General features: G+C 72.1%; 9 protein-coding genes and 1 tRNA gene. 4 read left to right on the top strand and 6 right to left on the bottom strand.

Going from position 1 to position 8,607, the window contains the following annotated elements; all coding sequences use genetic code 11:
• The first annotated feature begins 525 nt into the window (after positions 1 to 525).
• Positions 526 to 1,857 carry a site-specific integrase gene (locus G5C62_RS03115; protein WP_164699941.1) on the top strand — a complete coding sequence of 444 codons (1,332 nt, stop codon included), beginning with the start codon at positions 526 to 528 and terminating at the stop codon, positions 1,855 to 1,857.
• Positions 1,858 to 1,918: 61 nt separating this feature from the next.
• On the opposite strand, the gene G5C62_RS03110 is transcribed toward G5C62_RS03115, so the two are convergent.
• Positions 1,919 to 1,994: transfer RNA gene (locus tag G5C62_RS03110), tRNA-Arg, on the bottom strand.
• A gap of 211 nt (positions 1,995 to 2,205) precedes the next feature.
• Between G5C62_RS03110 and G5C62_RS03105 the strand changes: the two genes are divergently transcribed.
• The gene (locus G5C62_RS03105; RefSeq protein WP_164699942.1) at positions 2,206 to 2,751 is read left to right on the top strand and encodes a single-stranded DNA-binding protein; all 546 of its coding nucleotides are present in this window, start codon (positions 2,206 to 2,208) and stop codon (positions 2,749 to 2,751) included.
• Positions 2,752 to 2,865: 114 nt separating this feature from the next.
• Entirely contained in the window at positions 2,866 to 4,536 is a 1,671-nt protein-coding gene (gene ettA / locus G5C62_RS03100) for an energy-dependent translational throttle protein EttA (protein WP_036336485.1), read from the top strand.
• A 154-nt stretch (positions 4,537 to 4,690) separates the two neighbouring features.
• Here the strand turns inward: ettA and G5C62_RS28490 are convergent, their stop codons facing one another.
• Positions 4,691 to 5,122 (bottom strand): protein-tyrosine phosphatase family protein, encoded by a 432-nt coding sequence (locus G5C62_RS28490; RefSeq protein ID WP_036336495.1) that lies wholly within the window; start codon positions 5,120 to 5,122, stop codon positions 4,691 to 4,693.
• 81 nt (positions 5,123 to 5,203) lie between these two features.
• On the opposite strand from G5C62_RS28490, the gene G5C62_RS03090 reads away from it, so the two are divergent.
• On the top strand, positions 5,204 to 5,623 hold the full coding sequence (locus G5C62_RS03090; RefSeq protein ID WP_036336486.1) for a thioesterase family protein: 420 nt from the start codon (positions 5,204 to 5,206) through the stop codon (positions 5,621 to 5,623).
• Between the two features lie 50 nt (positions 5,624 to 5,673).
• Here the strand turns inward: G5C62_RS03090 and G5C62_RS03085 are convergent, their stop codons facing one another.
• From G5C62_RS03085 to G5C62_RS03070, 4 genes are read right to left on the bottom strand one after another with little or no spacing between them, the layout of a single operon-like run.
• Positions 5,674 to 6,219: an MOSC domain-containing protein gene (locus G5C62_RS03085; protein ID WP_231558358.1), complete on the bottom strand. Its 546-nt coding sequence runs from the start codon at positions 6,217 to 6,219 to the stop codon at positions 5,674 to 5,676.
• Positions 6,216 to 6,875 carry an energy-coupling factor transporter transmembrane component T gene (locus tag G5C62_RS03080; protein ID WP_036336487.1) on the bottom strand — a complete coding sequence of 220 codons (660 nt, stop codon included), beginning with the start codon at positions 6,873 to 6,875 and terminating at the stop codon, positions 6,216 to 6,218. The genes G5C62_RS03085 and G5C62_RS03080 overlap by 4 nt, the downstream gene beginning before the upstream one ends.
• Positions 6,872 to 7,612: an energy-coupling factor ABC transporter ATP-binding protein gene (locus G5C62_RS03075; protein ID WP_081975403.1), complete on the bottom strand. Its 741-nt coding sequence runs from the start codon at positions 7,610 to 7,612 to the stop codon at positions 6,872 to 6,874. Before G5C62_RS03075 ends, G5C62_RS03080 begins: the two co-directional genes overlap by 4 nt.
• Positions 7,609 to 8,172, bottom strand: a complete 564-nt coding sequence (locus G5C62_RS03070; protein ID WP_036336488.1) for a biotin transporter BioY — start codon at positions 8,170 to 8,172, stop codon at positions 7,609 to 7,611. Before G5C62_RS03070 ends, G5C62_RS03075 begins: the two co-directional genes overlap by 4 nt.
• Between the last annotated feature and the right edge of the window lie 435 nt (positions 8,173 to 8,607).

Below are 8,607 nucleotides of genomic sequence, written 5' to 3'. Positions count from 1 at the left end.
GCAGGGCCAGAGCCGCAGGGCAGGGCCAGAGCCGCAGGGCAGGGCCAGAGCCGCAGGGCAGGGCCAGAGCCGCAGGGCAGGGCCAGAGCCGCAGGGCAGGGCCAGAGCCGCAGGGCAGGGCCAGAGCCGCAGGGCAGGGCCAGAGCGTTCAAAACGACCGCGACCAGGTTCGGGCATGCATGGGGCACCCGGCGAAGCTCAGGCGGTCAGCCACGGGGACGACAGGGGGCGCAACGACCAGGCCGACCCAGCACGGGTCAGCACCGCGACAGAGCGCGACGACGGCAGACCGCGAACCGAGGAGCGCGAGCCACGACCGAGGACCCAGGTGCGGGCTGCCCGGGGTGGGGCCGGGCCAGCACCAAGCAAGGCAGGCGAACGCGACCAGGGGCGCACAGTCCAGGCAACGGTGGAGAGAGCGCGGCGCAATCGCATCCGTGCGACTGCGACAGCCGGTAGAGCCGGTAGAGCCGGTAGAGCCGGTGAAAGCTACCTGCGATTGGTTACCTGTGGTAGACAGTCTCCATGACCAAGGGCAGGCGACCGCTGGAGCCGGGCAGGCGGGGCGAGACGACCACCACGCCGCAGAAGCGCGACGAAGGTGGCAAGTGGAAGACCTGCCCATCGCGTAGCGCCGAACGGTGGCGCGCCCGCTGCTACTACAGGGGTCACGACGGCTTTCAGGGGGAGCTGTCGGCCACGGGACGACGCAAGGCCGACGCAGAGGCGGCCTTGGATGCCCGGTGGAGTCGCATCGAGCGGGGCGTGTCCGACGTGGAGATGACCGACAGCACGCCGTTCATCAAGGCAGGAGAGATGTACCTCGCCCACATCGCTCGCCCTGATTCTGGCAAGGCTGAGCGAACGATTACCGACTACGGGCGCACGTGGCTTCGGTATGTGAACTGTGCGACGCCCAAGCGGGTCAAGGACGGGCGGGAAGTGGATGCGCCGTCCCTGCGTGGCCTGACGCTCAAGCAGGCGAACGATCCCCAGCGGCTTCGGAACTTCCTAAACGACATTGCCGACCACGTGGGGGAGGGGGCTGCCCGCAGTACGCGGTCCGTGCTCATGGGCGTGTTCGGGCTGGCGATTGACAACGGCGTCCTGACAACGAACGCGCTGCGTCAGGTGAACCCCCCGAAGACGAGCAAGGTGAAGGGGAGCAACCGCAAGGACGGCGTCGCTCGGGACACGACTCGTGCGCTGACGGAGGCGGAGCGCAGCACCTTGATCGCCTACGCCGATGCGCAGGCGGCTGAGGCGGTGTTGGCACCGCAGACCCGGCGCAAGCGCCAGGCGACCGCCGATCTGTTGGCGTTCATGGCTGGCACTGGTGTCCGGATCAGCGAGGCACGGACGCTGCGGTGGGACGCGGTGGACCTGGCCACGAGCTCCATTCGGCTGCTGGGCACGAAGAGCAAGGCTGCCCGACGCCGGGTGGACCTCCCCTCTGACGTGGCCGCACGGCTGCGTCGTCGCCACGACGAGTCTGGCGGTACCGGGTACGTGTTCCACGCGCCGCACATGACCGGCGAGTCAAAGGCCAAGAAGTCGTCAACGACCAGGGGGGCGGGCGAAGTGCTGGTCGCCGAGCCGACCGAACGTCAGTGGGATCAGTCCAACTGTGCCCGTGCCGTTGCTGCCGTCCTTCGGGACGCGGGGTTTCCCTGGGCGACGCCTCACACGCTGCGCCGTACCGTGGCATCGGTTCTCAACGCCAAGGGCGTCCCCCTGCCGGTCATCTCTGACGTGCTGGGCCACGCTGACCCGTCCATGACCGCGCGGGTGTACCTGGGGCGAGACCCGTTCGCGGAGCGCCCAGACGTGGCCCAGTTCCTGCTCACGGGTAATTAAACCGGTAACTCGACCTGCGTGGTCACGACAGGCAATGCATAGGCGCAGGTAAGCGCGTGCCTGGCGCGCCCGGCAGGGATCGAACCTGCGACCAAGTGCTTAGAAGGCACCTGCTCTATCCACTGAGCTACGGGCGCTCGCGGCCAGATCATCGCATCGGCTGCGGGCGCCCGGTCGGGAACCCGGGGCGCTGCGCGCCGTAGCGGTGTGCCCCGACGGGACGGCGCCGGTCGTCCACAGCGAGCGGGCGTGTCCACAGTCGACCCGAGCTCCTGTCCCGCCGGGTCCGCGCGCTGGACGGTGGTCCCAGCCCGGCAGGTCGCCGGGGACAGCACCCTGAGGAGCACCGTGAACGACACCCCTCTGCACGTCGTCGGCAACGTGGTCGACGTCCCGCGCCAGAACCGCACCAGCAACGGGTCGGTGACCAACTTCCGGATGGCGTCCACGTCCCGCCGCTGGGACGAGGAGACCAAGGGCTTCGTCGACGGCGCCACGCTCTGGATCGACGTGGCCTGCTGGAACGAGCTGGGTGGCAACGTCGCCCGCAGCGTCACCAAGGGCGACCCGGTCGTCGTCGTCGGCAACCTGTCGACCGAGTCCTGGGAGAGCGAGGCCGGGCGGCGCAGCGCCAACCGGATCAAGGCCACCGCGGTCGGGTTGAACCTGGCCCGTGGGTGGTCGGACTTCACCCGGCCGGCTCGTGTCGACCGGTCCGCCGCCCTCGCGGCCCCGCCGACGCCGAGCGAGGAGACGGCGCCGAGCGAGGAGACGCCGCCGGGCGAGGAGCTCTACCGGCAGCGGTCCACGGACTACATCGGAGGGGAGGAGACGTTGGACGAGACGGACTCCGAGGTCACGTCCGAGGAGCCGGCGGTCCCGGCGCTGACGTGAGCCTCCCCGGCTGGGAGGATCGGAGCTGAGAACGCAGGGGGCGGGGCCGGTGCCCGCCGAGCACGGCCGCCCCGCCCCGCCCCCACTCGCGACCTGACGGAAGGCTCCCACTCAGTGGCCCAGTACATCTACTCGATGGTCCGTGCGCGCAAGGCGCACGGCGACAAGGTGATCCTCGACGACGTGACGCTGGCGTTCCTGCCCGGCGCGAAGATCGGTGTCGTCGGCCCCAACGGTGCCGGCAAGTCGACCGTCCTGAAGATCATGGCCGGCATGGAGACCGCCTCCAACGGGGACACCGTGCTGGCTCCCGGCGCCTCGGTCGGCATCTTGGAGCAGGAGCCGCCGCTGAACGAGGACCTCGACGTCCGCGGCAACGTCGAGGAGGCGGTGAAGGACCTGCGCGCGGCGCTCACCCGCTTCGAGGAGGTCAGCGCCGCCATGGGTGAGCCCGACGCCGACTTCGACACGCTGATGGCCGAGCAGGGCGAGCTCATGGAGGTCATCGAGAACGCCGACGGCTGGGAGCTCGACAACCGCATCGAGCAGGCGATGGACGCGCTTCGCTGCCCGCCTGGGGACGCCGACGTGCGGGTGCTCTCCGGTGGTGAGCGTCGCCGGGTGGCGCTGTGCAAGCTGCTGCTGGAGGCCCCCGACCTCCTGCTGCTCGACGAGCCCACCAACCACCTGGACGCGGAGAGCGTCGCGTGGCTGGAGCAGCACCTGGAGAAGTACGCCGGCACCGTCGTCGCCGTCACCCACGACCGGTACTTCCTGGACAACGTCGCCCAGTGGATCCTCGAGCTCGACCGCGGCCGGGCCTACCCCTACGAGGGCAACTACTCCACCTACCTGGAGACCAAGGCCACCCGGCTCAAGGTCGAGGGCGCCAAGGACGCCAAGCGCGCCAAGCGGCTGAAGGACGAGCTGGAGTGGGTGCGCTCGGGTGCCAAGGCCCGCCAGGCCAAGAGCAAGGCCCGACTGGCCCGGTACGAGGAGATGGCCACCGAGGCGGACAAGTTCCGCAAGCTGGACTTCGAGGAGATCCAGATCCCGCCGGGTCCGCGGCTGGGCAACGTGGTCGTCGAGACGGACAAGCTCACCAAGGGCTTCGGTGACCGGGTGCTCATCGACGGGCTGTCGTTCACGCTGCCGCGCAACGGCATCGTGGGCGTCGTCGGGCCCAACGGCGTCGGCAAGACCACCCTGTTCAAGATGCTCGTCGGCGAGGACAAGCCCGACGACGGCGAGATCAAGATGGGCGAGACGGTCAAGGTCGCCTACGTGGCGCAGGACCGCAGCGGCATCGACCCGGCCAAGAGCCTGTGGGAGGTGGTCTCCGACGGCCTGGACCACATCAAGGTCGGCAACGTGGAGATGCCGTCCCGTGCCTACGTCTCGGCGTTCGGCTTCAAGGGCCCGGACCAGCAGAAGAAGGCCGGCGTGCTCTCCGGCGGTGAGCGCAACCGGCTGAACCTGGCCCTGACGCTCAAGCAGGGCGGCAACCTGCTGCTGCTCGACGAGCCCACCAACGACCTGGACACCGAGACGCTGACCAGCCTGGAGGGCGCGCTCCTGGAGTTCCCCGGCTGCGCCGTGGTCGTCAGCCACGACCGGTGGTTCCTCGACCGGGTGGCGACGCACATCCTGGCCTACGAGGGCGACTCGAAGTGGTTCTGGTTCGAGGGCAACTTCGACGACTACGAGAAGAACAAGGTCGAGCGGCTCGGCCCGGACGCCGCCCGCCCGCACCGCGCCACCTACCGGAAGCTCACGCGGGACTGAGCGAGGACCCCTTGCCCCCGGCCCGCGCAGGCTCGTACCGGGACCCGGCAAGGGGGCCGTTCCATCGCGTCACCAGACGGCCGGCCGGAGCTCTGTGCTCCGGCCGGCCGTCGCCGTCTGCGGGCCCCCGTCAGCGGATGCGGGGGGCGCTCCGTCAGGCGGTGAAGCTGGCGACGAAACGGGCCTGGCCGCGGGTCTCCACCGCGTGCCTGCGGTAGTGACCGCGCACGAACGCGACCGCCCGGGCCGGGGGGAGCCCGTCCAGGACCGCCAGGCAGGCCAGCGCCGTCCCGGTGCGCCCGGTGCCGCCCGAGCAGGCGACCTCGACCCGTTCGGTCTCCGCCCGCTGCCACAGCTCGCGCAACGCGTCGTGCAGGTCGACAGGAGCGGTGGGCAACCGGAAGTCCGGCCAGCACACCCAGCGGGTCGTCCACGGGACGGGGCACGGCGGGCGGCCCAGCAGGTACAGGCCGAAGGCCGGGGGCGGGCTGCCGTCGGGCAACGGTCGCCGCAGGCCCCGACCGCGGACGCGGCGTCCTGACGGCAGCACCAACACGCCCGGCTCTGTCTCCGCCCACGGGTCCACGACGGCACCGTAGGCCTGCACGGCCCGGTACGGAACAGGGGCGGTGCGGACGGCGGCGGGCCATGAGGCAGGGTGACGGGTGTGAGGCACACCGTCGCCGTCCCGATGCGCTGGTCGGACATGGACGCCTACCAGCACATCAACAACGTGGCCTTCCTCGGCTACTTCGAGATGGCGCGGGTCGACCTGTTCTTCGACCAGCCCACCCACGACGAGAAGACGGGCCTGCGCCGGGGGATCGTGGTCGCGTCGCACGAGATCGCCTACAAGCGGCCGGTGCTCTACCACGCCGACCCGCTCCAGGTGCAGATCTGGGTCTCCGACGTCCGGGCTGCTGCGTTCACCTGCCACTACGAGCTCTTCGACCACGGGCAGCTGGCCGTCACCGGCAGCACCCTGCTGGTGACCTTCGACTTCGCGTTGAACCGACCGCGCCGGCTCACCCCGGAGGAGAAGACCTTCCTCGGTCGCCACCTCGACGGGCCCACCACCGAGACCTGACCTCCGTGGCGCCCGGCCCCGCCGTCCCCGGTGCGCGCAGGCCGCTGGCCTCAGTCGGGGAGCGGGACGATCCGGGGCTCCGGGCGGCCGGCACCGGTCGGCGCCCCTCGCCGGGCGGCCTCCTCCTCCGACACCGGCCGGACGACGGCACCCTCGGTGATCTCCGCCCCGCCGAAGACGGCCGCGTTGATGCCGCCGCGGCGCACCATCGCCTTCACCAGCCGCGCCCCGGTGAGCCGCTCGAGGTGGGCGCAGGGTGGGCAGCGCTTCATGCCGAACAGCAGGGCGTCCCCGACCGCGAACCAGTGACCGACCAGCGCGGGCAGCTCCACCCCGGCCGTCACCAGGTTGCGGCGGGTGTCGCCGGGCGTCAGCGGCACGCCCGCCTCCGCGGCGACGGCAGCGACGTCCTCCCGGTCGATGAGCGTCAGCTGCTTCTCCAGGTCCGGGTACTGCGCCCAGGTGCCGCCGCCGAGGGCGTACCGGTCACCGTCCAGCCCCCGCCCGGCCAGCAACCGCGCGGCGGGCACCCGCTGCATCGGCCCGGCCGCCGCCGGGGTGCGCCAGATCTCGTGCAGGGCGCCGGACTCGGTCACGGGGTCTCCAGGGTGGGGGAGCGCCGGCGGCGCGGCGGGGGGACGTCGTCGGCCCCGCGGGCATCGAGCGCCTCGCTCACGTCGTGGGCCATCTGCAGCACCTGCACCAGCAGCGGGGCGATCGTCGTCCGCAGCGCACGCAGCCCGCGAGGCGACCCACCGCGGGCCGCCTGGGCGGCCCGGATCCGGTCGGCGCGCTCGATCAGCACCGGGATGAACCGGAGCGCCATGGTGATGGCCAGACCCACCCGCGCCGGCCGGACGCCGACCAGCCGCAACGGGGCGCACAGCCACTCGACCACCGCCACCATCGCGTTCACCCGGGTCGTCGCCGTCACCACCGCCGCGGCGAGCACCAGTGTCAGCAGCCGGAGGCTGACGTGCGCGCCGGTGCGCACGTCGGTGGTCAGCGCGTGCACGACGAGCAGCGCCAGCAGCCACCAGCGCACCGCGCGGGCCTGCCGGGCCAGGACGGCGACCGGCAGCCGCGCCAGGAGCAACCCCACGGCGAGCACCCCGGCCAGCGCCGCGCCGGCCGCGGTGAGCGTCGGCAGGGCGAAGAGCAGGACGGCGAGGACGGCCAGGCCCAGCAGCTTGACCCCGGCGTGCATCCGGTGGACGACGCTGCTGCGCGGGACGTACAGCGCCAGGGTCACCGGTCGGCCATCAGCGCGCGGTAGGCCTGCACGGCCGGGCCCGGAGCGGCGTCCTCGACGACCCGGCCGCGGTCGATCACCAGCACCCGGTCGAAGCCGTCGAGCAGGTCGAGCTGGTGGGTCACCACGACGACCTGCTGCTCGAGCCCGACGACCAGATCGGCGATCCGGCGGGCGTTGACCAGGTCGAGCAGGGTCGTCGGCTCGTCGAAGACGATGCGAGCCGGCCGCATCACCAGCACCCCGGCGATGGCCAGCAGCTGCTTCTGCCCGCCGGAGAGCAGGTGGGCCGGGTGGTCGGCGTGCCCGGCCAGTCCGTGGCGGGCGAGCACCTCGGCTACGCGGACGGCGCGCTCCTCGGCCGGCACGCCCTGGTTCTCCAGCCCGTAGGCGACGTCCTCGGCGACGGTGGGGTGCACGATCTGCGCATCGGGGTCCTGGAACACGAAGCCCACCCGGCGCCGGACCGCCCGCACCTGGGTGCGGGTGTCCAGCCCGTCGACGAGCACCTGGCCCTCGCTGGGCACCACCAGCCCGTTGAGCAGCCGGGCGAAGGTGCTCTTGCCCGACCCGTTGGCGCCGATCACCCCGACCCGCTGCTCGCTCAGCGTGAGATCGATGCCGTCGAGCACCACCCGGTCGCCGTACCGTTGCCCGACCCCCCGCAGCTCGATGCCGCGGGTCGGGTCGGCGACGTCGACGTCGGTGCCGACGGCACCGGGACGACGGAACCTCACCGGGTGTCGACGGCCCGTCGTGGTCGCTCGATCACCGGGTAGCTGCGCCGGACGACGTCGGCGATGGCCGCCGCGGCGAAGGCCTTGACCAGGTCGCCGGGGACGAAGACGGCGGCGCCGCTCCACAGCGCGGTCTCCCACGGCAGGCCGGCGACGACCTTGAGCACCGGGACGCCGACCGCGTAGATGACGACGATGCCGCCGAGGACGTTGGCCAGCATGCCGAGGGCCACGTTGTAGCGGTCCCAGGTGCGTTCGGTCAGCCAGCCGATGACGGCGGCGGCGAGCGGCCAGCTGAAGAGGTACCCGGCCGAGGCCCCGGCGAAGGGCGCCAGGCCGCCGGCGCCGCTGGCCAGCAACGGCAGCCCGACCGCGACCAGGACGAGGAAGAGCAACACGGCGAGGAAGCCGCGGCGGGCGCCCAGCACGCTGCCGGCGAGCATGACGCCGAGGGTCTGCGCCGTGATCGGCACCGGACCGACGTTGATGGCGGGCAGGGTCCCGAGCACTGCGACGATGGCGGCGAAGAGGGCGATGTACGCCAGGTCCCGGGTCTTCACGGCGTCTCCTCCAGCCAAGCGGGCGGAGGCCCGCGTTCCCGGCGGAAGGTACCCGAGGCCGGTGCAGCGCCGACAGGCCGGGCGCGGTCACGACGGCGGCGGGGAGCGGTCTCGCCGGTGGTGGCTCGGTGGTTCACGAGCGTCCCGGGGGCTGTGTGCGCTCAGTGTCGAGGCGCTCACCTGCAGGTACATCAGCCGGTTTGCCGGGCCTGTCGGAGCCGTGTTGTCTGGGGTCCTGAGCCCCTCGGCGAAGGCAGGACAAGGGCAATGGCAACCGGGTGGTGGGCATCGCTGTGGTCGTGGTCGCGGCCCCCGCCGCAGGACGCACCTCCGGGGTCGCCGCAGCCGGGCCTGGTGCCCGACGACGGTGCCCGGCCGCACCACCCTGACGCCCCGCCCGCCGGCGACGAGGTGGCTCCGCACCGTGCTCAGCGC

Source organism: Modestobacter sp. KNN46-3 (assembly GCF_011039295.1).
The sequence above is the reverse complement of the archived record's forward strand: the minus strand, read 5'-3'. Positions and strand labels throughout refer to the sequence as shown.